The sequence below is a fragment of the Streptomyces sp. NPDC005438 genome, assembly GCF_040606315.1.
Taxonomy (GTDB): Bacteria; Actinomycetota; Actinomycetes; order Streptomycetales; family Streptomycetaceae; genus Streptomyces.
This window is the reverse complement of record NZ_JBEXEP010000002.1, coordinates 180,434-203,086: the sequence shown is the minus strand read 5'-3', so window position 1 is coordinate 203,086 and position 22,653 is coordinate 180,434. Positions and strand designations below refer to the sequence as shown.

The window sequence follows — 22,653 nt, the reverse complement described above, 5'->3', positions numbered from 1 at the left end:
ACGGGCCTCGGGGGACCGCTGCGGGCGGGTACGGGGGCCGTGTCAGGGATGCCTACGATGAGGCCCATGGAATCCGGTACCCCCGCCCGTCGTCTGGTGCTCGCCTCCCAGTCCCCCGCCCGCCTCGGCCTGCTGAGGTCGGCCGGTATGGCCCCGGAGGTGATCGTCAGCGGGGTGGACGAGGACGCCCTGTCCGCCTCCAGCCCCGGCGAGTTGGCCCTGGTGCTGGCCCGGGCCAAGGCCCGTGCGGTGGCCGCGCGCCCGGAGGCGGCCGGCGCGGTGGTGGTCGGCTGCGACTCGGTGCTGGAACTGGACGGAGAGGCCCTGGGCAAACCGGCGGACGCCGAGGAGGCCACCGCGCGGTGGAAGTCCATGCGGGGCCGGGCCGGCGTGCTGCGTACCGGGCACTGTGTGATCGACACCGCCACCGGCCGGGAGAGCGCGGCCACCGCCTCCACCACGGTGCGGTTCGGCGAACCCTCCGACGAGGAGGTCGCCGCCTACGTGGCCAGCGGTGAACCGCTGCACGTGGCGGGGGCGTTCACCCTGGACGGCCGCTCGGCGCCCTTCGTGGACGGCATCGACGGGGACCACGGCAACGTGATCGGACTGTCGCTGCCCCTGTTGCGGTCGCTGCTGGGGGAGTTGGGGATCGGCGTGACGGAGTTCTGGACGGTCGGGGCGCACTGACCCCGGTCCGGCGCCCGTTCGCCCGCCCCGAGGGGCCAACCGGCGGGCGGGCCACCGGAGTCGGGGCGTCGTCCCCCGACGCCCGGCGCTCCGGGGGTTCAGGAAGTGGCCGGCTCGGGGCCGCCGTTGGCCTCCGGTGCGGGCCCCTCGGGTTCCCGGGGCTTCGCGGGCTCCTCCGGCTCGGGGGGCGCGTAGGAGATGAGGGTGAACACCAGCAGTCCGAGGACCAGCATCATCAGCAGGAAGGCCGTCCAGCCGACCATCCCCACCGAGAAGGCGCCGAGCACCCCGTGCAGCACCGCGCAGGCGATCAGCGCGATACGGGGCACCCCGAGGGCCGGGCGGTCGCGGACCGCCATCCACAGCAGGGTGGCCGCGCACAGCACCAGGTACAGGCCGATCAGTCCCCCGGCGACCAGGGTGGAGACGGTCATGGCGCGCGGTTCGAGTCCGGCCAGGGACATCTTCTGGGCGTCCACCACCGTGCTGAGGATGATGTGCAGCAGACCCAGACCGACGGCCTCGATCACCAGCACCACGGCGGCCACGACGGCTATCGGACGTCTCGCCAACCCGCCCACCCACTTCGTCTACGCCCCGGCGATCCCACCGGAGCCGGTTGAGAATTCGGCCCCGAGCACGCTACGGGCGGGTAAGCGGACGCACAAGGGACAAGTCCATGACGGCCCGGGCCGGCCTCGGTAGGCTGCGTTCCAGATCACCGCGCCAGGCAAAGATTCCCCCTTCCGTTCATAGGGGTTCCACAAACAGCGTGGAGCGGGGAACGGGGATGCTGGTGGAAACCCGAGACCCATCAGCGGTACGACTAGAGTGCGGTGGGCCGTACGGCCGGCCATGACGTGGGGTTTTCCCGGGTTTTTACTCCGGGGGTGACACTGCGTGTGGGCAAGCTCACCGGCCAGTGTGGGTCGGCGCCGAGTGTCGCCCGTACCTAAACTTTGTCCATCCATCTGTCTCGGCACAGCGCCAAGTAGCGCCAAGTAGGGAGTCATCGTGCGCAAGGTGCTCATCGCCAACCGTGGCGAGATCGCTGTTCGTGTTGCTCGGGCCTGCCGGGACGTCGGCATCGCGAGCGTGGCTGTCTACGCGGAGCCCGACCGTGACGCCGTGCACGTACGGGTGGCCGACGAGGCCTTCGCCCTCGGCGGGGACACCCCGGCCGCCAGCTACCTGGACGTCGCCAAGGTGCTCAAGGCCGCCGCCGACTCCGGCGCCGACGCCGTGCACCCCGGATACGGCTTCCTCTCCGAGAACGCCGAGTTCGCCCAGGCCGTACTGGACGCGGGCCTGATCTGGATCGGCCCGCCCCCGCAGGCGATCCGCGACCTCGGCGACAAGGTGGCGGCCCGTCACATCGCCCAGCGCGCGGGCGCCCCGCTGGTGGCCGGCACCAAGGACCCGGTGTCCGGGGCGGACGAGGTGGTGGCCTTCGCCGAGGAGCACGGGTTGCCGATCGCCATCAAGGCCGCCTTCGGCGGCGGTGGGCGCGGCCTGAAGGTGGCCCGCACCCTGGAGGAGGTCCCGGAGCTGTACGAGTCCGCGGTACGGGAGGCGGTCGCCGCCTTCGGCCGGGGCGAGTGCTTCGTGGAGCGGTACCTCGACCGCCCCCGCCACGTGGAGACCCAGTGCCTGGCCGACCAGCACGGCAACGTGGTGGTCGTCTCCACCCGTGACTGCTCACTCCAGCGCCGGCACCAGAAGCTGGTCGAGGAGGCGCCCGCGCCGTTCCTCAGCGAGGAGCAGAACACCGAGCTGTACCGCGCCTCCAAGGCCATCCTCAGGGAGGCCGGCTACGTGGGCGCCGGCACCTGCGAGTTCCTGGTCGGCCAGGACGGCACCATCTCCTTCCTGGAGGTCAACACCCGTCTCCAGGTGGAGCATCCGGTCACCGAGGAGGTCACCGGCATCGACCTGGTGCGGGAGATGTTCCGGGTGGCCGACGGCGAGGAGCTGGGGTACGACGACCCGCCGGTGCGCGGCCACTCCTTCGAGTTCCGCATCAACGGCGAGGACCCGGGCCGCAACTTCCTGCCCGCCCCCGGTACGGTCACCCGCTTCGCCCCGCCATCCGGCCCGGGCGTCCGGCTGGACGCCGGCGTCGAGTCCGGCAGCGTCATCGGCCCGGCCTGGGACTCCCTGCTGGCCAAGCTGATCGTGACCGGTGCCAGCCGGCAGCAGGCCCTCCAGCGGGCCTCACGGGCGCTCGACGAGTTCGAGGTCGAGGGCATGGCCACCGCGCTGCCCTTCCACCGTGTGGTGGTCACCGACCCGGCCTTCGCCCCCGAGGTGAACGGCGAGCTGGGCAAGCCCTTCAAGGTCCACACCCGTTGGATCGAGACCGAGTTCGCCAACGAGATCCCCCCGCACACCGCGCCCGGCGCGGACGAGGAGGAGAGCGCGGAACTCGGCCGGGAGACCGTGGTGGTCGAGGTCGGCGGGAAGCGGCTGGAGGTCTCCCTCCCCTCCTCGCTGGGGCTGCCCCTGGCCCGTGCGGCGGTCGCCGGCGGTGCCAAGCCCAGCCGTCGGCGCGGCAGCAAGAAGGCCGGCTCGGCGATCTCCGGTGACGACCTCGCCTCCCCGATGCAGGGCACCATCGTCAAGGTGGCCGTGGAGGAGGGCCAGGTGGTCGAGGAGGGCGAACTCATCGTCGTCCTGGAGGCGATGAAGATGGAGCAGCCGCTGAACGCCCACCGCGCCGGCACCATCAAGGACCTGTCGGCCGAGGTCGGCGCCTCACTCTCGGCGGGCACTGTGATCTGCCAGATCAAGGACTGATCAGGCGACCCGCCAGCTCAAGAACCGACCCGGCAACCCGCCGGCTCAAGAACCGACCCGGCAACCCGCCGGCTCAAGAACCGACCCGGCGACCCACCAGCTCAGGGACCAGCCGGGCGGTCCACCAGCTGAGCGACCGACCCGGCAACCCGCCAACTCCACGACCGGTCCGGCGAGTACGCCGGACCTCGGGGCCGGCGGCCCCGGCGCCTGGCGGACAGCGGCATACGGCCCTGGGCGTTCCCCACCAGAAGGGGGGGAACGCCCAGGGCCGTCGCCGTGACCGGTCCACCGGCTCCGACCGATCCCGACCGGGCGCGGCAGGCCCGACGGTTACCGGCGCCGGGGCGCCAGGTCCGCGATCCGGCCGGGGGGTTGGCCCGGCTGCCCCTCGTCCGTACCGTGCGAGCCCGTGGGCCTGCCGTACGGAGCGGGGGCACCGCCCGGCAGACGGGTACGCCTCGGTCCGGGCAGGGGCAGGTCGCGCCGGCCCTCGCCCTCGGCCAACTGCCGTGGCCGGTGGCCCTCCTTGGGCCGGCCGGCCCCGTCCCGTGGACGGCCCCCGGTGTCCGGCCCCTTGGTGGAACCGGCCACCGCGATCCGTACACCCTGGTCGGCCAGGGCCTGGAGTTCGGCGGCGGCACGGTCGTCACCCGGGGGCGGCTCGTCGGTGACCAGCCGGGTGATCACGTCGGTGGGCACGGTCTGGAACATGGTGTCCGTGCCCAGCTTGCCGTGATCGGCGAGCACGACCACCTCGGAGGCGGCCTGCACCAGTGCCCGGTCCACGCTGGCCGACAGCATGTTGGAGGTGGACAGGCCGCGTTCGGCGGTCAGTCCGCTCCCGGACAGGAAGGCCCGGCTGACCCGGAGGCCCTGGAGCGACTGCTCCGCTCCACTGCCGACCAGGGCGTAGTTGGAACCCCTGAGGGTGCCGCCGGTCATGACGACCTCGACCCGGTTGGCGTGAGCCAGGGCCTGCGCCACCAACAGGGAGTTGGTGACCACGGTCAGCCCGGGAACCCGGGCGAGCCGGCGAGCCAGTTCCTGGGTGGTGGTGCCGGCACCCACCACCACGGCCTCGCCCTCCTCCACGAGGCCGGCCGCGAGATCCGCGATCGCCGTTTTCTCGGCGGTCGCGAGATGGGACTTCTGGGGGAAACCAGACTCCCGGCTGAGGCCGCCCGGGAGTACGGCACCGCCGTGTCGACGGTCGAGAAGTCCTTCTGCCTCCAGGGCCCGCACATCACGCCGTACGGTCACTTCGGAGGTCTGGACGACACGGGCGAGCTCACGGAGCGACACCGCTCCGTTGGCGCGCACCATTTCAAGGATCAATTGACGACGTTCTGCAGCGAACACGGAACCGACAGTAACGCCAGTCCGTGCCCCGCTTCCGCTCTTTGCGCCAGTTTTCGGAAGTTGGGCGATCCGTCCTGGGCGATGTGCTATGGGCGAGTTACCCGATGCGTGCCGGGGGCGTCCGACCGGTCGGGAGCGCGGTCACGGACCCTCGGACGGGAGGCCACGAAGGGGTCAACACCCCGCGGGACACCGTCGGTTCAGCGCTGACCGGTCCGGGAGCCGGCCGGGAGGCTCAGGCCTCCTCGGACACCTTGAAGGACTGCAACTGCCGCGCGGCCTCGGCGATCGAACCGGACAACGAGGGGTAGACGGTGAAGGACTTGGCCAACTGGTCCACCGTCAGGTTGAGGTCCACCGCCAGGGCGATGGGGTGGATCAGCTCGCTGGCCCGGGGGGCGACGACCACGCCGCCCACCACGATCCCGGTGCCCGGACGGCAGAACAGCTTCACGAAGCCGTCCCGGATGCCCTGCATCTTGGCCCGGGGGTTGCGCATCAGCGACAGCTTCACCACCCGGGCGTCGATCTTGCCCTTGTCCACGTCCGCCTGGGAGTAGCCGACGGTGGCGATCTCCGGGTCGGTGAACACGTTCGCCGACACCGTACGAAGGTTGAGGGGCCCCACCGCGTCGCCCAGGAAGTGGTACATGGCGATCCGCCCCTGCATGGCGGCCACCGAGGCGAGGGCGAAGACGCCGGTGCAGTCACCGGCCGCGTAGATCCCGGGGGCCGAGGTGCGGGACACCCGGTCGGTACGGATGTGCCCGGAGTCCCTCAGCGCGACCCCGGCCTCCTCCAGGCCGATACCGGAGGTGTTGGGGATGGCGCCGACCGCCACCAGCGCGTGGCTTCCGGTGACCGTACGACCGTCCTGCAACTCCACCTCCACGCCCTCGCGGAGTTCGCCGTTGACCTTCCGGGTCACCCGGCGGGCGGAGGCGGCCCGGGAGCGGGCCATCACGTTCATGCCCCGGCGGCGGAACACGTCCTCCAGCACGGCGGCGGCATCCGGGTCCTCCCCCGGCAGCACCCGGTCCCGGGAGGAGACCAGGGTCACCTGGGACCCCAACGCCTGGTAGGCGCCGGCGAACTCGGCCCCGGTGACGCCGGAACCGATGACGATCAGTTCCTCGGGCAGCTCGCTCAGGTCGTACAGCTGCGTCCAGTTGAGGATGCGCTCACCGTCCGGCTTGGCGTCCGGGATCTCCCGGGGGTGCCCCCCGGTGGCGATCAGCACCGCGTCCGCCGTCAGCCGCTCCTCCCCGCCGTCGGCGAGGTCCACCACCACGGCACGGGAACCGTCCGGCCCCTGGTGCGGCTCGACCCTGCCCCGCCCCCGCACCACCCGGGCGCCGGCCCGGCGTACCGAGGTGCTGATGTCCCGCGACTGCGCCTGGGCCAGCCCCATCACCCGACGGTTGACCTTGCCCAGGTCCACGCCGACCACCCGGGCCGGGGTCGCGATGTGGGGGGTGTCGTCCTCGACGATGATGCCCAACTCCTCGTAGGAGGCGTCGAAGCTGGTCATCACCTCGGCCGTGGCGATCAGGGTCTTGGAGGGCACGCAGTCGGTGAGGACCGAGGCCCCGCCGAGGCCGTCACGGTCCACCACCGTGACCTCCGCGCCGAGCTGAGCCCCCACCAGCGCCGCCTCGTAGCCGCCTGGTCCACCACCGATGATCACGATCCGAGTCACGGAACAAGTGTCCCTTACCGCCCGCCCGACTCTCGCGGCGACCCCCGTGGATGCCACGGATCACGGTGACGGGCCGGTCCTCTCCCGTACCCTCAAGGGCATGTCGCTCTACGCCGCGTACGCCGGCAATCTCGACGCGCGGCTCATGTCCCGCCGCGCCCCGCACTCGCCCCTGCGCGGCACCGGTTGGGTCACCGGCTGGCGGTTGACCTTCGGTGGCGAGCACATGGGGTGGGAGGGCGCCCTGGCCACCATCGTGGAGGCGCCGCGTTCCGAGGTGTTCGTCGCGCTGTACGACATCGCGCCGATGGACGAGGACGCCATGGACCGCTGGGAGGGGGTGGGCCTGGACATCTACCGTCGGATGCGGATCCGGGTGCACACCCTCGACGGCGAGGAACCGGCCTGGTGCTACGTCCTCAACGGGTACGAGGGAGGGCTCCCCTCGGCCCGGTACCTGGGCGAGGTCGCGGACGCCGCCGAGTCGGCGGGGGCCCCGCACGACTACGTGATGGAGCTGCGCAAGCGCCCGTGCTGAGGGGCCCGGGGATGTAATCGCCTCGTCACGCACGCCCCCTACGCGCAGCTCTACGCGCGTAGTAGCCTCGCCCTGTGAACGCATCAGTCTCCGGGAACCAAAGCCCCCCCACACCCCAGAACAACGCCGCCACCGCCGCCGACCGGCTCCGCGAGCTGACCGGCGCCGACAGCCACGACGTCGCCCTGGTGATGGGCTCCGGCTGGGTTCCGGCCGCCGATGCCCTGGGTGAACCCGAGCGCGAGTTCGCCGTCACCGAACTCCCCGGGTTCCCCCCACCCGCGGTGGCCGGCCACGCCGGAAAGATCCGCTCCTACCGGCTGGGCGACAAGCGCGCCCTGGTCTTCCTCGGCCGCACCCACTACTACGAGGGCCACGGCGTCACGGCCGTCGCCCACGGCGTCCGCACGGCCGTGGCCTCCGGCTGCAAGACCGTGGTGCTGACCAACGGCTGCGGAGGTCTGCGCGCCGGCATGAGCCCCGGCCAGCCGGTGTTGATCAGCGACCACATCAACCTCACCGCCACCTCCCCCATCCTCGGCGCCAACTTCGTCGACCTGACCGACCTCTACAGCTCCCGGCTGCGCACCCTGTGCCAGGAGATCGACTCCAGCCTGGAGGAGGGGGTCTACGTCCAGGTCCCCGGCCCGCACTACGAGACGCCCGCCGAGATCGAGATGGTGCGGCGGCTGGGCGGCGACCTGGTGGGGATGTCCACCGTGCTGGAGGCCATCGCCGCCCGCGAGGCCGGGGCCGAGGTGCTGGGCATCTCCCTGGTCACCAACCTGGCCGCCGGCATGACCGGCGAACCCCTCAACCACGAGGAGGTCCTCCAGGCCGGCCGTGACTCGGCGAGCCGGATGGGCGCCCTGCTGGCCAAGGTGCTGCGCCGGGTGTGAGCCCCGGCGGGGCCTGCCCCGTACCGGACCCGGCCGGCGTTACGGTCGGCGGACGCGGTACGGGCCCGCCCCGGGCCGCGAGCGGCCCTCCGTACCCCCCCACGACCTCCCATCCACCCCCGTCGACGCGAGAGGCGGATCACCGTGCTCGATGACCTCACCGCACAGGCCCAGGCGTGGCTCGCCGAGGACCCGGACCCCGACACCCGGGCGGAGTTGGACGGCCTCCTCCAGGCCGACGACCGGGAGGAGCTGACCCGACGGTTCGCCGGCACCCTGCGCTTCGGCACCGCCGGACTGCGCGGGGAACTGGGAGCCGGGCCCACCCGGATGAACCGGGTGGTGGTGATCCGGGCCGCCGCCGGACTGGCCCGCTACCTGCTGCTCCAGGGCCACGGCGCCGCCGAGGACCGGGAGCCGGGACTGGTGGTGGTCGGCTACGACGCCCGCCACAAGAGCTGGGACTTCGCCCTGGACACGGCCGCCGTGGTGGTGGGCGCCGGGCTGCGGGCCGCCCTGCTGCCGCGTCCACTGCCCACCCCCGTACTGGCCTTCGCCATCCGCCACCTGGGCGCGGTCGCCGGGGTCACGGTGACCGCCAGCCACAACCCGCCCCGGGACAACGGCTACAAGGTCTACCTCGGCGACGGCTCCCAGATCGTGCCGCCCGCCGACGCCCGGATCGCCGAACAGATCGAGGCCGTCGGGGCGTTGGAGTCGGTACCGCGTGCCGAGGAGGGCTGGCAGACCCTCGGCGAGGACGTGGTGGACGCCTACCTGGAGGCGGCCGGCGCGGTGCTGTCCCCCGACAGTTCACGTGACCTGAGGGTGGTGCACACCTCCCTGCACGGGGTGGGCGGCCAGACCCTGGTGGCCGCCTTCGAACGGGCCGGCTTCCCGACCCCGCTGGCGGTCGCCGAACAGGCCGACCCCGACCCGGACTTCCCCACCGTCGCCTTCCCCAACCCGGAGGAGGACGGCGCGATGGACCTGGCCTTCGCGGCGGCCCGGGCGGCCCACCCGGACCTGGTCCTGGCCAACGACCCGGACGCGGACCGCTGCGCGGTGGCCGTACCGGAACCGGACAGCGAGGCCGGCTGGCGGATGCTGCGCGGCGACGAGGTGGGCGCCCTGCTGGCCAGCCACCTGGTGTCCCACGGCGCCCAGGGCACCCTGGCGACCACCATCGTCTCCTCCTCCCTGCTGTCCCGCATCGCCGAGCGGGCGGGACTGGAGTACGAGGAGACGCTGACCGGATTCAAGTGGCTCTCTCGGGTGAAAAACCTCCGCTACGGCTACGAGGAAGCCCTCGGCTACTGCGTGGACCCCGCCTCGGTACGGGACAAGGACGGCATCAGCGCCGCCCTGCTGATCGCCGAACTCGCCGCCGGACTACGGCAGTCGGGGCGTTCGCTGACCGACGAGCTGGACCGGCTCGCGGTGGAGCACGGACTGCACGCCACCGACCAGCTGTCGGTACGGGTACGGGACCTGTCCCTGATCGCCGACGCCATGACCCGGCTGCGCACCAGCCCCCCGACCCGGCTCGCCGGGCTCACCGTCACCTCCACCGAGGACCTCAGCAAGGGGTCGGCGCCCCTGCCGCCCACCGACGGACTGCGGTACCGGCTGGCCGGCACCGGTGAGGTGGGCGAGGCCCGGGTGATCGTGAGGCCCAGCGGCACCGAGCCCAAGCTCAAGTGCTACCTGGAGGTGGTGGTCCCGGTGTCCTCCCCCGACGGCCTCCCCCGGGCGCGCGAGGTGGCCACCGAGTCCCTGGAGCGGCTGCGTACCGAGATCGCCCAGGCCGCCGGCATCTGACCCGGACCCCACCAAGCCCCGAACTCCCCCTCGTACGGGAGGAGTTCGGGGCTCCTGTCCGAGACGGGGCGGGCCCTCAGCCGGCCGCCACCGCGCCGGGCCAGTCCCGGTGTCGTCCCGCCCACGCGGCCCCCTTCGGGTGGGGGTGGCTTGGCTCGCCCGTGGCTGGCTGAGTCGGCGGGAAGGTCGGAGCGAGTGTGGGCTGACCGACGCGGCTCCGCGCGGCGTCGGGCCATCCCCCGACCCCCAGGGCGGTGGAGGCGGCCCCCGCCCGGCGACCGGAAACGGCGCCCGGGGAGGCGTCCCCAGCCGCGAACTTGTCGCGGTCGCCCCACGCGCCTGTTGTGGCTGCCCCCGGCGGGCAGCTGCCGACACGGGGGGGGCGCCCTATGCGACCGAGCGTCGTCGACGTCGTCGGAACCTTGCGCCATCGACGCCGCACCCGCGTCTGGATGTGGCCGCGTCCCCTCCCCCGCGCGCCGCAGCGACCTGGCCTCCTCCCACGAGCAGTCCTCGGGCCGTCGGCCTTCCCCTCCGGTCGCCACAAGACGGCCTTCCCCTCCGGTCGCCACAAGACGGCCTTCCCCTCCGGTCGCCACAACTCGTGGCCGGCGCCCGCCACTTGTCGCGGATCGGGGGCGGGTTCCCCGGCCGTCCGCGTCGACGGGTTTCCTGACCACTTCTCCGGGCACGCGAGGGTCCATGAATCATGGTGTGACAGAGCGGGTCGCGTCCGCGTCGGGCGCCCCCAGCCCTGTCCTCCTCGCCCTGCTGTGCGTGTTCCTCGTCGTAGGCCTGATTCAGGTGATACGGCCGCAACTGCTGTGGCGGTTGAACCGTCGACTTCAGCGCGGGTGGGTGAAGGATCCCGACGCGACCGAGCCCACCCGCAAGGCTTACGCGATGCAGCGCGCGACGGGAGTGGTCTTCCTCGCCGTCGTCGTGTGGATGCTCTTCCGGCACATCTGACCCGGACACGACAGGGGTGACCCGGACCCCACGAACTCCCCCTCGTACGGGCGGAGTTCGGGGCTCCTGTCCGAGACGGGCGGGCCCTCAGCCGGCCGTCACCGCGCCGGGGCCGACCCCCAGGGCGGTGTACGCGGCCTCCGCCCGGCGACCGGGAGCGGTGCCCCGCGGCGCGTGGGCGAGGAAACCCTCCGTGGAGCCCTGGTAGACGAGCTGACCCGACCGCAGGACGGCGACCTGCCGCGCCTCCTCCGCCAGGTCGGCGACGTCGTGGGTGGACAGCAACACCCGTACGTCGCCGGTGAGGGCACCGAGCGCGTCCCGGAACACCCGCCGCTGGTGCGGGTCCATGCCGGCGGTGGGCTCGTCCAGCAACAGCACCCGGGCGCCGTGCACCAGGGCGGACGCGACACCGACCCGGCGCAGCTGCCCGCCCGACAGCCGTGCGGCCCGGGTGTCGGCCTGGTCGGTGAGGTCCACCCGGCCCAGGGCACGGGCCGCCGCCTCCCAGGCGTCCCGCCGGCTCATGCCCTTCAACCACCCGGTGTAGGCGACCTGTTCCCGGGCGGTCAGTCCGGTCATGGCCGTGACCCGCTGCGGCAGATACGCCACGGCCGCCCGGTACTCCCGGTGCCGGGAGGCCACGCCGTCGAAGGTGACGCTCCCCTCCCTCGGCCGGGTGACCCCCGCCGCCAGCCGCAGCAGCGTGGTCTTGCCGGCGCCGTTGGGGCCGAGGAGGACGGTGAGCCCCTCGGGAAGCTCGTAGTCGAACCGTTCGAGGACGGGGCGGGCCCGGAAGCCGTATCCGTAGGTGCACCGGGACAGTGTCAACGTCATGGAGTCGGACTCCCCTGCTCTGGCGGCCATGGACATGTCGGTCGTACTCACTTCTCGGTGGGTGTGCCGGGCCTGGCCAGCAGGGCGGCGAGCCCCGAGGCCAGGGCCAGGAACGCGGCGGTGGCGGCGACCGGGTCAGCGAGGGGGCGGAACAGAACCGTCCAGAAGTGGACGTGGCCCCCCGGCCCGCGCCCCAGGAAGAGCACCACGAACCCCCAGGCCACCGGGGCGAGTACGGCCCGGGAACCGGCCACCGACCGGACCAGCAGCATCAGCCCCACCAGGAAGGCGGTGTCCCGGCCGAGCCCGGGACCGGTGTAGACACTGCCCAAGGCCCGGGCCAGGAACCCGGTCAACAGGGCACCCAGCACCGTGGCGAGAACCAGCGCCACATCCATCCACACCACCGGCCGGGTGGCCGTCTCCTCGGCGGCCGGCAGCCGGGAGTCCAGGCACAGCGCCAACGCCGAACACAGCAGCAGCGGGGTCAGGGCACTGATCGGCGCCGGCAGGGTGCCCGACAGGAACGAGGGCAGGTCCAGTTCGGTGTCCTGCCACAGCAGTGCCAGCAGCGCAAACGGTACGAACAGGCCCGGCAGTACGGTGTGGGCACGGCGGGCCTTGATCCACCACCTCACCGGGCACCCCCTCCGCAGACCCGGTCGAGGGTCGCGCGGTACCAGGAACGCTGACGGGTGTCCGACCACTCCAGCACCTTCGCCACCCGCGCCTTCACCCCGCCCACCCTCGCGTCCTCGGCCTTCTGTAGCGCGGCCAGCTCACGGTCACCGCCGGGGTCGATCACCTCGCCCCTCAGCGCCCTGAGGTAGCGCCGCTCCTCGCCGACCTGGTGCGCCTGCCACAGCCGCAGGGCGGAGGCGTCCGCCGGCCGGGGCTTGGCGCACGGCAACCTGCCCGCCGTGCGGTACACCCGGTAGCGCAGGGCGCCGTCACGGTCCGCCTCGGTCAGAGGCAGGTGCCACTCCCCGTCCGTGATCCGGTGACTGTCGTCCACCAGGGAGTCCGTCACCCGCCGTGGGGTCCGTGGTCCGGCCCCCGCCTCCCGGAGGGCGGTGACCACCTCGGTGACGACCCGTCGGGCTTCGGCCGGGGCGAGGTCGGACTCCCGGGGCACGCACACCCGGGGCGCCTCGCCCGCGCAGTCGACCAGCACCCTGGCACGGGCGACGGGCGCGGTGGCGCCCCAGTCGGCGGCGAGCCGGTAGGCGGTGGCGAAGGCCCCGACGGCCACCGCGCAGGCGGCCACCACTGCCGTGGCGCGGACCAGCCCGGTCCGGCCCGGCCCCCAGGCCAGGGCCAGGCCCGCCGCGACACCGGCGGCCGGAAGCAGGTGCGCGGCGAGCGAGGACCAGGTGGCCAGTTCCCCGTAGGACAGGAAACCGGAGGGCGAACCGGACAGATGACGGGTCCAGTCGGCGCCGCCCTCGCTGAACTGCCCCGCGCCCGCGAACGCGACCAGGTAGAAGACCCCGACCGCGAGGAGCGGGGCGGCGATCAACCGCGTGACCCACAGGCCCACCGCGAAACCGATCACGCAGTAGGCGACGTCCAACAGCGCCGCCAGGCACGGGAACTGGAGCGCGTCCAGGGTGGGCGCGACCCCCTCCCGTACGAGCGCCGCCCCGACCGCGACAAGCAGCATCAGCCACCCCAGCACCAGTACCGGCCACAGGGCTTGGAAGGCCACCCGGTACCGGCTGCGGACCGGCGCCAACTCCCACACCCCGTCCTTCCCGAGGCGTCCCGCCTCCCAGGCCGACAGCGCGGCCACCACCGCGAACCCCAGGCCGTAGAAGGGTTCCAGGGCGAAGGAGACGACCTCGGGCGCGTACGGCAGGGCCGACCGGGAGTAGGGGTAGTCGAGGCCGAAGACGTGCACCGCGTAGAAGACCGACAGCCCGAGGACGATCGGCGCGGCCCACAACGCGCTGCTGGTACGTAACCGTGTACCTGGGTTCATGACGCTCCCCGTTCCGTACTTGGACTCAGTGGTGGTGGGAAGCCGGCCACCGGCTTCCCACCACCTCCCACCGAGGCGGGCCTCAGTCTGCCTTGGTGCTGTCCACGACCACCTTCCTCACGGTGAGTGCCAACCCACCGGATCTACCATTGATCTTGTCGATGCGGAAGTAGTAGGAACCTTTCTTGAGGTTGTGCCACTCTCCCTTGGAGCTGGAAGTACTGGACTTGAAACACGCCTTGTATGTCTTTCTGCTGTGCGTGTCGGGCCATGCGGTACGGACCCGCTGAAGATCAACAACTGTGGACTTGTCCGGTCCGCCCGACACAGAGCAGCCCTTGAAGCGAACCTCGGAGTAGCCACCGTCACGCCACCTTCGGGACTCGAACCCTGTTAGAACGTCATACATCTTGCTCGTCCAGTACGTTCCCGTGAACGAAGGAGTGCTCCTCTCCCCCTCAACTGCACTAGCAGTCGGAACGGCACCGAAAGATGAAATTGCCACCGCCCCCGCGACCAAACCAACACGAGCCCTTCTCCTACGACTCAACATCAGACGCATCCCCTCTTCATCGCGCCATCACTCATCTCGTGGTGCGAGCGTAGAGACGGTCTGATGCAGAGCTCACCCGCCTACTCCTCAACTATTCCCCTGTGAAGTCTCGGCTTCCTCACGCACTTGGGGAAATGGGGAGCACTATCCGTGGACCGCCTCATGTCAGCTAGGACATGACAGGCCCGAGCACAGCTGATCCCGATTCACCGGACGTTCACCCGCCGATTCCGACTCGCCGGTGCCTGACACCGCACACCACGGAGCCCCGAACTCCTCTGTGTGCGGGAGGAGTTCGGGGCTCGTGTCCGGGCGGGGCGGGCCGTCAGCACGGGTTCAGGGGACCAGTGCTGACCGTCGCCGGTCCCGGACGCGCGGCGGCCGGTGTCGGTACGTCGGATCGTCCACCGCGTTACGCGGGACGGTTGCGGAAGACCTGGTTGTGGTAGTCACCGACCGGCGACAGCACCGTGGGGTGGTCGTTGCCGGTGGGCACGCTGTTGGGCGTGATCGCGAGAGAGGTGTCGTTGTACGGGCGGATGGTGAAGCCGTTCCGCACCCCGGTGTCCGTACCGTGCAGCTCCCACCACTGCTGCTTGTTGGTGGCCGAACAGGTCTTGGTGCCGACGTACTTGCGGTTCTCCACCCGGTCCGGTTCCAGGCACACGTCGCCGCCGGCGTTCCTGATGCGGAACGTGGAGGTGCTGCCGCCCACCGACTCGTACACCCACTTCTCGGTGTCCAGGACCACGCCGTTGTGGTCCTCCCAGAGGTCGACGATGCCGGTCGGTGTCGAGGCGAAGCCGTTGGGCGTCAGATGCTCCCCGGTCTGCACGTGGTCGACGAACACCTCCGTACCGGTGGGCACCCGCCCGATCTCGTCCGCCACCGCGACGGCGGGAGCCAGTGCGGCGGCCGTGACGGCGGCGACAGCCAACGCCCGGCAGGTCAGCTTTGTCGTCCTGGACACACGATCTCCTGTGGTTGGAAAAACGGAACGTGACCAGAAGATCACCGAACCCCGGCCCCTCTCCACAGCTCAGGGCACACGCCACCTGATGAGGTGCCTACCGAGGCGTTCATGATCCGTTACGCCCACACCTGGGGTATGACACCCCGTCACCTCCACGCTGGCAGCGCCCACTTGCGGGCTCCTCGCTCCCCCGAAGCCCACACACCCCGACCCGGCAACGGCGGGGTGGGTCCGTTGAAGTCGACCTCCGCACGGGCACGTGAGCGGCCCTCACCGGTCACAGCTCCTTCACCGCATGGACGCCGGTACCTTCGTGGGGATCTGCGGCTTGTTCTGGCAGTCGAGCCTCTTCGCCAACAATCGGGCGGACCGCAACAGATGGCGAAATACGTTCTTACCGTCCAGGCGGGAACCCGTTTCACCGATCGCTCCCACAGCAACGGGGTCTCCGTCGATTTGGCTGTCCCGTGCCCCAGGCACCGCACACCGGAGGTAGACACGATAGAAAGGTACCTCACGGGAATCCTGCTGCAAAAAGGTCAGCAGTACGTCAGAGTTCACTCGTGAACTACGGTAATCAGGCTTCGATTTCGGGTCGGTATCGCGACGGGTGAGCCTGGAGAGGACCTCTTTCTCCTTTTTGACCGTCTCGCTGAAGGCGTATCTCGACTCACCCCAGGTGAATCTGACGTCTTTCCCAGTAGTATCCGAACTCATATCGCACACGTCACGCCAGTAATTCAGATCACCACTGTTCTCCCGCCCCGTCCATGTTCTGAGCATTCCTTTCAGCGTGTTCCCGACGATATCCAGATCGTCGTATCTTGAAGCGCGATAATCCTTCGCGCCAATCGAATCCATCCAGGAAACGGCGTCGCCCCCCAGCGCTCCCCTGCAACGCTCCTCCGCCGGGTCAACCTCGGCCTTCTCTTTTCCACATCCCGAAGTTGCCCCCATCAGCAACGACATCAACACGACCGCCGCACTCACACGTCTCATAAAACACCATCACCTTCGCCAAGAACCATCAGAAACAGTGAGCAAGGCATACGCGCCCATCTGGGCCTCACCCGCTTCCTTCGGGCTGCCTTTCGACGTGCGCGGATGCCCGGCCAAGACACCTTCGACAAGGCCGGGAAGTCAGCGCGCGGGATTCGGATGGCGCATGGCAGCCGGAACCTTCTCGGGAATATCGGGCCCGTTCAGGCAGTTGACCGACTTCACCAGCTTACGCGTGGAACTCAGGACGAGGCGGAAATTATTGGACCCGTCGGGTTTCACGGAACGCAAATCGGTAGAGGTCACACGGAACGCGCCTTCCTTCTGACGGGAGCGGGCACCGGACACCTCACACCTCACCTGCACCGCGTACAGAAATCCCCCTCCGGCAACCGGCCTGAATATCGCCAGGACATCGGGGTTCAGACGCCTGTACCGATACGGGTACGCTCTACCATCCGAGGAGACACGGTAGTCCTCCATTTCCCTCTTTTCCGATTTTACAGCGTCCCCGAAATCGTGCTGCACTTCCTCCCAATGGAGCTGCGTATCCCTCCAGGAATAACCCTCGGGCCACATTCTGCACACGTTGGCACGGAAGGGCATGTTCTTGGTCGGATCCAACTCTCGGCTCGCCAGTGTTTTCTTCAGACCCGTTACGGCATCCTTCACGTTCCAATAATCCGAACGCGCCTCGTACGTGTCGATACCTCTTTCCTTTTCGGCCCACTCGACGGCCTCCTCCCCGAGAGCCTGTTCACATGTACGCCTTCCAGAGCTTTTCGCCTCGCCCTGACCGCACCCCGCCATCCCCAGCATGGAAAACGCCACTGACATGACAACGGCCGTCTGAAATCTGGTCACGATCCCCCCTTGGTACTCACTTCGCTGCCCTCGCGAGGAGCGAGCGCTTCCTGTCGAAGCACCACGCCAGCCGACAAAGCCACCCAGAAGTTTCCGACCGCTCCATCGGCTGCTGAAATCCCCTACGAGCTGCCCTGAACCGTCCCGACCACCGGCAGAACGCGGTCAGTTGAGCCGGGACTGCCAGGGCACGACGGTCCCGCCCAACTCACCTGTTCCACCCCTCGCAAGCGCCCGGACACGTACGGCGACAGCAGATGCTACAGATCGGGTGAACGCTCGCTCCTCCGCGAGGAGACGGGGAAGTACCGAGCGGACTGGGGGTTCAGTCGGGGTGGGGTGGGCGGAGTTCGGAGCCGTAGCCGGGGGTGCCGCCGCCTTCGGCTCCGGCGCGTACACCGGAGAGGTCGTACCCGTCGCGGAGCACGTCGTCGTGGTCGGCGGCCAGGACGACGCGGGCCTGGCTGTCGGGGAAGGGGTGCACCCACCACTGGGTACCGACCCGGAACCGGGGGAGGTGGTCCTCGTGGACGAGGTCGGCGAGGGTGGAGGTGAGACGTTCGCCGCCCACCTCCCACTCCACCCGGACCAGTTCGGCCTGGTGCTCCAGGGCGGAGCGGGTGTGCCCGACGACCGTCACCAGCTGTTTCTCGGGGAGGGGGTCGGGGGTTCCGCGCCAGGCCACGGCGAACAGGTCGACGGCCATCCATCCGGCGGGGAGCACCCACACCGCGATCAGGACCAGGACCAGGGTCGGTGCGCCGAGGGCCCAGGCGTAGGGCAAGGCGCCCACCACGAGTAGGGCCAGGAAGCTCCAGGCCAGCAGCATCTGCCGGCGTCCGGCCCGGCTCCGGGCCGCCGCCTCCGGGTTACGCCCGCTCACGTCGCCTCCCCGTGGCCGGGCGTACGGGTGGGGCCCGGCGTCCCCTCGGCGGAGTCTACGGAGCGGGACGCGGGCCGCCAGCCCCTACGGGAGGCCAACTGTCGTACGGGGCGGGGAGTTTGGGGTCGGGGTGACGCTGTCCGCTACTCGCGGATGAACCGTAGGCGGTCGTTCATGAACATGTGGACGTAGCCACACTCCTTGCAGAGCAGGCCAACCGCGGACTTGTTGGCCCAGTCGAGGTTGAGCAGGCTCATCCCCGTGGTGTTGAGCTTCACCTCGCGCTGGTCGAAGCTGTCGTGCTGACAGAACTGGCAGTGGACCTGGCGTTCTCCCAGGAAGACCCGCACACGCACCCCTTCAGTGGCCCGACCTCAACGGCCGGGGCGACCGGACAACGTCGACTCCAGCCTGTCATGGCGGTCCGTACCCCTGGTGACGTAGTGCAGGGTCGTGACACGGAGGGGGCGAGGGCCTCTCTGGAGCCCCGCCGAAGGGCAAGCCGGCTCACCACTGTCAGCGGGCCGAGGGGTCGATGGTCGCCAGCCCCTGGGGTGGGTGCCGGTAGTCGGAGGGCAGCCGCTCCCACGGGGTCCAGCCGGCGTCCTCCAGACGGCTGCGGTACCAGTGGTCGTCGTCCGGCCCGACATCCGGCGGCTGGTGGGGTGGTGGGTGGCCGGGCGTCCACCGTGCCTCGACGCCCCGCTTGTGGAAGCCCGCCGCGACCTCGCGGTTCCGTGCCTCCTCGGGGGAGTGGGCGTAACAGAGGTACAGCCCGACCCAGCCGCCCGCCCCGGCGTCCCTGGCCATGACCCCGTAGAGGCCGGCGACGGGCCGGGCGGCACGGCGCTCCCGACGTTGGGCCCGGGTCAGCCGCCGCTTCCTCGCCATGGCCCCGTACTCCCCCACTCTTTGAGTCGGTCGTCGTACCGGATCCCCTTCCCCGAGTGGTCGCGGCCTCAACCCCTGCCTTCCCGCGACACCCGCCAACGGCCAGCCGGGCCCGGCGGCGAGGGTGGGGGCCACCGCTCACGTACAGCAGGGGCAGCCGGAGTGGCAGCCGGACGGTTCCGCGCTGCCGGGCGCGGTGGTTCCCGTCGAGGTCGGGACGGCGCAGCAGCCGTCGCCCTTCCAGGCGTCGCGGCCCTCCTTGACGGCCACGGCGGCGATGACCAGGGCGGCGATCGGGTCGGCCCAGGACCAGCCGAGAGTGGCGTTGAGGACCAGGCCGGCCAGCAGTACCGCCGACAGGTAGGTGCACAGCAGGGTCTGCCGGGAGTCCGCCACCGCGGAGGCGGAGCCGAGTTCCCGTCCCGCGCGGCGTTGGGCCGCGGAGAGGAAGGGCATGACGGCCAGGGACAGCGCGGCCAGCACGATGCCGGGTGTCGAACGGTCCGCCCCCCCGGTGCCGAGGAGCGCGCGCCCGGCATCCACGGTCACGTAGGCGGCCAGCGCGAAGAACGAGAAGGCGATGACGCGTAGCGCGACACGTTCCCTGGAGTCCCGTACGGCGTGGTCTCGGGCGGAGAACTGCCAGGCGACGGCAGCGGCCGAGGAGACCTCGATGATCGAGTCCAGGCCGAAGCCGATCAGGGCGGTGGAGGAGGCCATGGCGCCGGCGGTGAGGGCGACGACCGCCTCGATCACGTTGTAGGTGATGGTGGCGGCGACGAACAGGCGCACCCTTCGGGTGAGTACGTCCCTGCGTGAGGACGACAGCTCCAGGGGGACCGACGGCATGGTCAGCAACACCCCTGGGTGTCGGCGTCCGGGCAGGTCCGGTCGGTCTCGACCGCGAGTACCGCCGACAGGAGGTCGCCGAGGGCGTGGCTCAGGCGCTGGTCGGCCAGTTCGTACCGCGTACGGCGTCCGTCCGGCGAGCCCAGGACGAGGCCGCAGTCGCGCAGGCAGGCGAGGTGGTTGGAGAGCCTGGTGCGGGAGACGTCGAGGGCGTCGGCGAGGTCGGCCGGGTAGGCCGGTCCCTCGCGCAGGGCGAGCAGGATTCGGCAGCGGATCGGATCGGCGAGCGCTCTGCCGAAACGGGCCAGTACCTCGATGTCGGAGGCGAGAGTCAGCATGGCGCGAGAGTACACCGATTTCTGAATTCAGGAGACGGTGTACTCTCGCGCCGGTCGCCCACCCGGGTCACCCACCCTCAGAGGGGACGGCGGGCGGGTGCCGAACTCCGGCCCGGCGGCACGGAGTTCGGCGCGTGGAACCGACTCCCCCTCACCCCTCGGTGCCGGCGCAGCAGGCGGCGGCACCCGTGGTGGAGGTCTTCGCCATGGCGTCGGCGTCACCCTTAACGACGTAGACCTCCCAGGGTTCGCGGCCCGGGCCGTGCACCCAGACCTTGTCCTGGAGGGCGTAGCAGCAGGAGGTGTCGTTCTCCTCGAAGGTGGCCAGCCCCTCCCGCTTCAGGCGGTCGGTGGCCGCCGCGACCTGTTCGGCGCTCTCGACCTCCACGCCGAGGTGGTCCAGGCGGGTTTCCCGATCGGGTTCGCCCTCGATGAGGACGAGCTTGAGCGGGGGTTCGGTGAGGGCGAAGTTGGCGTAGCCGGGGCGGCGCTTGGCCGGTTCGGCGCCGAACAGCCTGGAGTAGAAGGTCACCGACTGTTCGAGATCGGCGACCCGTAGGGCGAGTTGGACACGGGGCATGACTGGCCTCCCGGCGCTGTATCGATAACCGTCGATACAACCTTGCGCCCTGGATCGAGAAACGTCAACATAGAAGCATGTCGAAACAGAAGCCTGAGCTGGTCGGGGTCGACGGGCCGGACTGCTGCCCCGCACTGCTGACCGCGCCCCTGGACGAGGACCAGGCCGAGGTGCTCGCCAAGGTGTTCAAAGCCCTGGGGGACCCCGTACGGCTGCGACTGCTGTCCATGATCGCCTCGCGCGCCGGCGGCGAGGTGTGCGTCTGCGACCTGACCCCGGCCTTCGACCTCGCCCAGCCGACGGTCTCCCACCACCTCAAGCTGCTCCGGCAGGCCGGCCTGATCGACGCCGAACGACGCGGCACCTGGGTCTACTACCGGCTGCGGCCGGAGATGACCGACCGCCTCGCGGCGATCCTCACCCGCCCCGCCGGCCGGCCGGTGCCCCACCCGACCCCCTGACAACCCGGCGGGACCACCCCCGGGGCACCCCCACCACGGGCGAGACCGGGCCCCGGGCGGCACCCCTGACCACGTACCCGACCGCGCGGACGACGGGCGACCGGCGGCGAGGGCGAGACCGGGCCCCGGGCGCGGGGACCCGCTAGTCGAACCAGTCCGGGTCACCCGCCTCCACGAACCCCCGGAGGACGGCCCGGTCCTCGAAGGCCTCCCGCAACAGGGTGCCCAGGGCGCGCAGGGCCTCGGCGTCCTCCCCGTACGCCACGAACATGCCGGCCTCCGGGTCGCAGCCGAAGCGGTCCTCCAGCTCGGGGGCGCGCGCCCGGACCGCCGACCTGGCCACGCCCGCCCAGGCGTAGCCGTTGCACTCGTACCCCCGCTCCTCGAAGACGTCCGCGACCGCGAACATGGCGTCCTCGGTGAGCATCAGGCAGTAGTGGCCCGGCTTGTGGTCGTACTCGAAGAACACCAGCGGCTGGAACGTCTCGCGATCGGTCATGCGGCGACCCTAGAAGCCGCCACTGACAACCAGCCCCCGGCCCGGGCCGGTTCGGCCGCTGGCCCCCGAGCTACCGGGGGGAACCGTCCTGGAAGGAGCGGCGGAACCAGGAGCGGGAGGTGGTGACCGTTCGCGTCGGGGTGACCGTGGTGCCCCGGCTGGTGCGCCAGACCGCGAGGACGACCAGCACACACCCCGCGTACTGGGTGAGGCTGGGCCGCTCGCCGAGGAACCCGACGCCGAAGAAGAGGGCGAGGATCGGTTGCAGGAGCAGCAGGGCGGCGCCCTTGTCGGCGGGCAGCCGGGCCAGCGCGGGGTTGATCAGCAGCCAGGCCAGCACCTGCCCCAGCAGGGCCATCGGTATCAGCCAACCCCAGGCCGGCCAGCCGGGGTTGAGGTCGATCCCGGTCCAGGCGCCCCCCAGTACGGCGGTGGACACGGCGGCGGCGAAGGTCGCGACACACAGCGGCAGCACGGTGTGGGGCCGGCGGGCGGGACCCGTACCACTGTCACCGCCCAGCCGTACGAAGAGGAGGTACCCGGCGAAGGCCACCCCGGCCACGGCGCCGTAGAACACCCCGGAGGCCGGGTCGCTGCCCCGCTCGGGGTTGCCCAGGGCGCCGCCGGCCAGGGCCACCCCGGTCAGCAGTACGGCGGCGGTCAGCCAGAAGCGGGGGGCCAGCCGGACGCCGGTGATCGCGCGGACCAGCAGGGGGAAGACCACCAGCTGGACGTTGAGCAGCAGGGTGGCGATGGAGGCGCCCAACGCGTGGATGCTGTGCACCCAGCACACGTAGTCGATGCCCAGCAGCGCGCCGGCCGCCAGGTCGTAGCCCAGCAGCCGCGCCGGGCGGGGTCCCAGCCGGCGGTACTCCACCAGCGCCAACGGGGCGAGGACCAGCAGGGCCAGGGCGCAGCGGAGGAACGCGGCGGTACCGGCGTTGACCTCCGCGAGCTTGATGAACATCCCCGAGGAGGAGGTACTGGCGGCCCCGGCGACGATCATCAGCGCGGGACCGGGCGGAGTGCGGCGAGATGGGCTGGAGCGCTCCCGACCGCCCGGGGCGACCCGGTCAGGCGTGGTGGACATGGCTCTCACTGTGCACCGGCCGACCCGGAAGGTACAGCGACGATTCGTCAGCGATAGCCGTAAGCACAGCTTCATGGACAG

General features: G+C 70.9%; 25 protein-coding genes. 7 read left to right on the top strand and 18 right to left on the bottom strand.

Annotated elements, in window-relative coordinates:
* The first annotated feature begins 66 nt into the window (after positions 1-66).
* Positions 67-690, top strand: coding sequence for a nucleoside triphosphate pyrophosphatase (locus ABZT14_RS05675; RefSeq protein ID WP_356297537.1), 624 nt, complete (start codon positions 67-69; stop codon positions 688-690).
* A 98-nt stretch (positions 691-788) separates the two neighbouring features.
* Here ABZT14_RS05675 and ABZT14_RS05670 read toward each other — a convergent pair whose 3' ends face one another.
* Positions 789-1,271, bottom strand: a complete 483-nt coding sequence (locus ABZT14_RS05670) for a hypothetical protein (RefSeq protein ID WP_356297535.1) — start codon at positions 1,269-1,271, stop codon at positions 789-791.
* Between the two features lie 433 nt (positions 1,272-1,704).
* Here ABZT14_RS05670 and ABZT14_RS05665 point away from each other — a divergent pair, with 433 nt between their 5' ends.
* Complete coding sequence (locus ABZT14_RS05665; RefSeq protein ID WP_356297532.1) at positions 1,705-3,486, top strand: biotin carboxylase N-terminal domain-containing protein; 1,782 nt, start codon at positions 1,705-1,707, stop codon at positions 3,484-3,486.
* 333 nt (positions 3,487-3,819) lie between these two features.
* On the opposite strand, the gene ABZT14_RS05660 is transcribed toward ABZT14_RS05665, so the two are convergent.
* Together ABZT14_RS05660 and ABZT14_RS05655 are read right to left on the bottom strand one after the other, a co-directional pair.
* Positions 3,820-4,848 (bottom strand): DeoR/GlpR family DNA-binding transcription regulator, encoded by a 1,029-nt coding sequence (locus tag ABZT14_RS05660; RefSeq protein WP_356297529.1) that lies wholly within the window; start codon positions 4,846-4,848, stop codon positions 3,820-3,822.
* 235 nt (positions 4,849-5,083) lie between these two features.
* Positions 5,084-6,547 carry an NAD(P)H-quinone dehydrogenase gene (locus tag ABZT14_RS05655; protein WP_356297527.1) on the bottom strand — a complete coding sequence of 488 codons (1,464 nt, stop codon included), beginning with the start codon at positions 6,545-6,547 and terminating at the stop codon, positions 5,084-5,086.
* Between the two features lie 100 nt (positions 6,548-6,647).
* Between ABZT14_RS05655 and ABZT14_RS05650 the strand changes: the two genes are divergently transcribed.
* The 4 genes from ABZT14_RS05650 to ABZT14_RS05635 all read left to right on the top strand — a co-directional run bounded on the left by ABZT14_RS05650 (position 6,648) and on the right by ABZT14_RS05635 (position 10,774).
* A complete protein-coding gene (locus tag ABZT14_RS05650; protein ID WP_356297524.1) occupies positions 6,648-7,085 on the top strand; it encodes a gamma-glutamylcyclotransferase in 438 nt (145 codons plus the stop codon).
* A 74-nt stretch (positions 7,086-7,159) separates the two neighbouring features.
* Positions 7,160-7,984 (top strand): purine-nucleoside phosphorylase, encoded by an 825-nt coding sequence (locus tag ABZT14_RS05645; protein ID WP_356297522.1) that lies wholly within the window; start codon positions 7,160-7,162, stop codon positions 7,982-7,984.
* Between the two features lie 144 nt (positions 7,985-8,128).
* Positions 8,129-9,805, top strand: a complete 1,677-nt coding sequence (locus tag ABZT14_RS05640; protein WP_356297519.1) for a phospho-sugar mutase — start codon at positions 8,129-8,131, stop codon at positions 9,803-9,805.
* Between the two features lie 714 nt (positions 9,806-10,519).
* On the top strand, positions 10,520-10,774 hold the full coding sequence (locus ABZT14_RS05635; RefSeq protein WP_356297517.1) for a DUF6199 family natural product biosynthesis protein: 255 nt from the start codon (positions 10,520-10,522) through the stop codon (positions 10,772-10,774).
* 87 nt (positions 10,775-10,861) lie between these two features.
* On the opposite strand, the gene ABZT14_RS05630 is transcribed toward ABZT14_RS05635, so the two are convergent.
* The 13 genes from ABZT14_RS05630 to ABZT14_RS05570 form a co-directional block, all read right to left on the bottom strand.
* Positions 10,862-11,611, bottom strand: a complete 750-nt coding sequence (locus ABZT14_RS05630) for an ATP-binding cassette domain-containing protein (protein ID WP_356297514.1) — start codon at positions 11,609-11,611, stop codon at positions 10,862-10,864.
* 47 nt (positions 11,612-11,658) lie between these two features.
* Positions 11,659-12,249, bottom strand: a complete 591-nt coding sequence (locus ABZT14_RS05625) for a hypothetical protein (protein ID WP_356297511.1) — start codon at positions 12,247-12,249, stop codon at positions 11,659-11,661.
* The gene (locus ABZT14_RS05620) at positions 12,246-13,592 is read right to left on the bottom strand and encodes a hypothetical protein (protein WP_356297509.1); all 1,347 of its coding nucleotides are present in this window, start codon (positions 13,590-13,592) and stop codon (positions 12,246-12,248) included. Before ABZT14_RS05620 ends, ABZT14_RS05625 begins: the two co-directional genes overlap by 4 nt.
* An 82-nt stretch (positions 13,593-13,674) precedes the next feature.
* Positions 13,675-14,154, bottom strand: a complete 480-nt coding sequence (locus tag ABZT14_RS05615) for a hypothetical protein (protein WP_356297507.1) — start codon at positions 14,152-14,154, stop codon at positions 13,675-13,677.
* A 403-nt stretch (positions 14,155-14,557) separates the two neighbouring features.
* The gene (locus ABZT14_RS05610; RefSeq protein WP_356297505.1) at positions 14,558-15,115 is read right to left on the bottom strand and encodes a hypothetical protein; all 558 of its coding nucleotides are present in this window, start codon (positions 15,113-15,115) and stop codon (positions 14,558-14,560) included.
* A gap of 291 nt (positions 15,116-15,406) precedes the next feature.
* Entirely contained in the window at positions 15,407-16,117 is a 711-nt protein-coding gene (locus ABZT14_RS05605; RefSeq protein WP_356297502.1) for a hypothetical protein, read from the bottom strand.
* Between the two features lie 141 nt (positions 16,118-16,258).
* Entirely contained in the window at positions 16,259-16,981 is a 723-nt protein-coding gene (locus ABZT14_RS05600) for a hypothetical protein (RefSeq protein WP_356297499.1), read from the bottom strand.
* 325 nt (positions 16,982-17,306) lie between these two features.
* Positions 17,307-17,864: a hypothetical protein gene (locus ABZT14_RS05595; RefSeq protein ID WP_356297496.1), complete on the bottom strand. Its 558-nt coding sequence runs from the start codon at positions 17,862-17,864 to the stop codon at positions 17,307-17,309.
* A gap of 143 nt (positions 17,865-18,007) precedes the next feature.
* Complete coding sequence (locus ABZT14_RS05590) at positions 18,008-18,214, bottom strand: zinc ribbon domain-containing protein (protein ID WP_356297493.1); 207 nt, start codon at positions 18,212-18,214, stop codon at positions 18,008-18,010.
* 166 nt (positions 18,215-18,380) lie between these two features.
* Positions 18,381-18,755: a hypothetical protein gene (locus ABZT14_RS05585; protein ID WP_356297490.1), complete on the bottom strand. Its 375-nt coding sequence runs from the start codon at positions 18,753-18,755 to the stop codon at positions 18,381-18,383.
* Between the two features lie 138 nt (positions 18,756-18,893).
* On the bottom strand, positions 18,894-19,604 hold the full coding sequence (locus tag ABZT14_RS05580; RefSeq protein ID WP_356297487.1) for a cation transporter: 711 nt from the start codon (positions 19,602-19,604) through the stop codon (positions 18,894-18,896).
* A gap of 2 nt (positions 19,605-19,606) precedes the next feature.
* Positions 19,607-19,942 (bottom strand): metalloregulator ArsR/SmtB family transcription factor, encoded by a 336-nt coding sequence (locus ABZT14_RS05575; RefSeq protein WP_356297484.1) that lies wholly within the window; start codon positions 19,940-19,942, stop codon positions 19,607-19,609.
* 151 nt (positions 19,943-20,093) lie between these two features.
* A complete protein-coding gene (locus ABZT14_RS05570; protein WP_356297481.1) occupies positions 20,094-20,522 on the bottom strand; it encodes an ArsI/CadI family heavy metal resistance metalloenzyme in 429 nt (142 codons plus the stop codon).
* A 77-nt stretch (positions 20,523-20,599) separates the two neighbouring features.
* On the opposite strand from ABZT14_RS05570, the gene ABZT14_RS05565 reads away from it, so the two are divergent.
* On the top strand, positions 20,600-20,983 hold the full coding sequence (locus tag ABZT14_RS05565; protein ID WP_356297479.1) for a metalloregulator ArsR/SmtB family transcription factor: 384 nt from the start codon (positions 20,600-20,602) through the stop codon (positions 20,981-20,983).
* Positions 20,984-21,125: 142 nt separating this feature from the next.
* Here the strand turns inward: ABZT14_RS05565 and ABZT14_RS05560 are convergent, their stop codons facing one another.
* The gene (locus tag ABZT14_RS05560; RefSeq protein ID WP_356297476.1) at positions 21,126-21,482 is read right to left on the bottom strand and encodes an immunity 51 family protein; all 357 of its coding nucleotides are present in this window, start codon (positions 21,480-21,482) and stop codon (positions 21,126-21,128) included.
* A 70-nt stretch (positions 21,483-21,552) separates the two neighbouring features.
* A complete protein-coding gene (locus tag ABZT14_RS05555; RefSeq protein WP_356297473.1) occupies positions 21,553-22,572 on the bottom strand; it encodes a DMT family transporter in 1,020 nt (339 codons plus the stop codon).
* Positions 22,573-22,653 lie beyond the last annotated feature (81 nt).

What these genes read in the sequence shown, in the direction of transcription:
- ABZT14_RS05675 (WP_356297537.1), top strand. Translation starts at nt 67, where the DNA reads ATGGAATCCGGTACCCCCGCCCGTCGTCTGGTGCTCGCCTCCCAGTCC.
- ABZT14_RS05650 (WP_356297524.1), top strand. Translation starts at nt 6,648, where the DNA reads ATGTCGCTCTACGCCGCGTACGCCGGCAATCTCGACGCGCGGCTCATG.
- ABZT14_RS05630 (WP_356297514.1), bottom strand. Translation starts at nt 11,611, where the DNA reads ATGACGTTGACACTGTCCCGGTGCACCTACGGATACGGCTTCCGGGCC.
- ABZT14_RS05620 (WP_356297509.1), bottom strand. Translation starts at nt 13,592, where the DNA reads ATGAACCCAGGTACACGGTTACGTACCAGCAGCGCGTTGTGGGCCGCG.
- ABZT14_RS05615 (WP_356297507.1), bottom strand. Translation starts at nt 14,154, where the DNA reads ATGCGTCTGATGTTGAGTCGTAGGAGAAGGGCTCGTGTTGGTTTGGTC.
- ABZT14_RS05605 (WP_356297502.1), bottom strand. Translation starts at nt 16,117, where the DNA reads ATGAGACGTGTGAGTGCGGCGGTCGTGTTGATGTCGTTGCTGATGGGG.
- ABZT14_RS05585 (WP_356297490.1), bottom strand. Translation starts at nt 18,755, where the DNA reads ATGGCGAGGAAGCGGCGGCTGACCCGGGCCCAACGTCGGGAGCGCCGT.
- ABZT14_RS05580 (WP_356297487.1), bottom strand. Translation starts at nt 19,604, where the DNA reads ATGCCGTCGGTCCCCCTGGAGCTGTCGTCCTCACGCAGGGACGTACTC.
- ABZT14_RS05575 (WP_356297484.1), bottom strand. Translation starts at nt 19,942, where the DNA reads ATGCTGACTCTCGCCTCCGACATCGAGGTACTGGCCCGTTTCGGCAGA.
- ABZT14_RS05570 (WP_356297481.1), bottom strand. Translation starts at nt 20,522, where the DNA reads ATGCCCCGTGTCCAACTCGCCCTACGGGTCGCCGATCTCGAACAGTCG.
- ABZT14_RS05565 (WP_356297479.1), top strand. Translation starts at nt 20,600, where the DNA reads ATGTCGAAACAGAAGCCTGAGCTGGTCGGGGTCGACGGGCCGGACTGC.
- ABZT14_RS05560 (WP_356297476.1), bottom strand. Translation starts at nt 21,482, where the DNA reads ATGACCGATCGCGAGACGTTCCAGCCGCTGGTGTTCTTCGAGTACGAC.
- ABZT14_RS05555 (WP_356297473.1), bottom strand. Translation starts at nt 22,572, where the DNA reads ATGTCCACCACGCCTGACCGGGTCGCCCCGGGCGGTCGGGAGCGCTCC.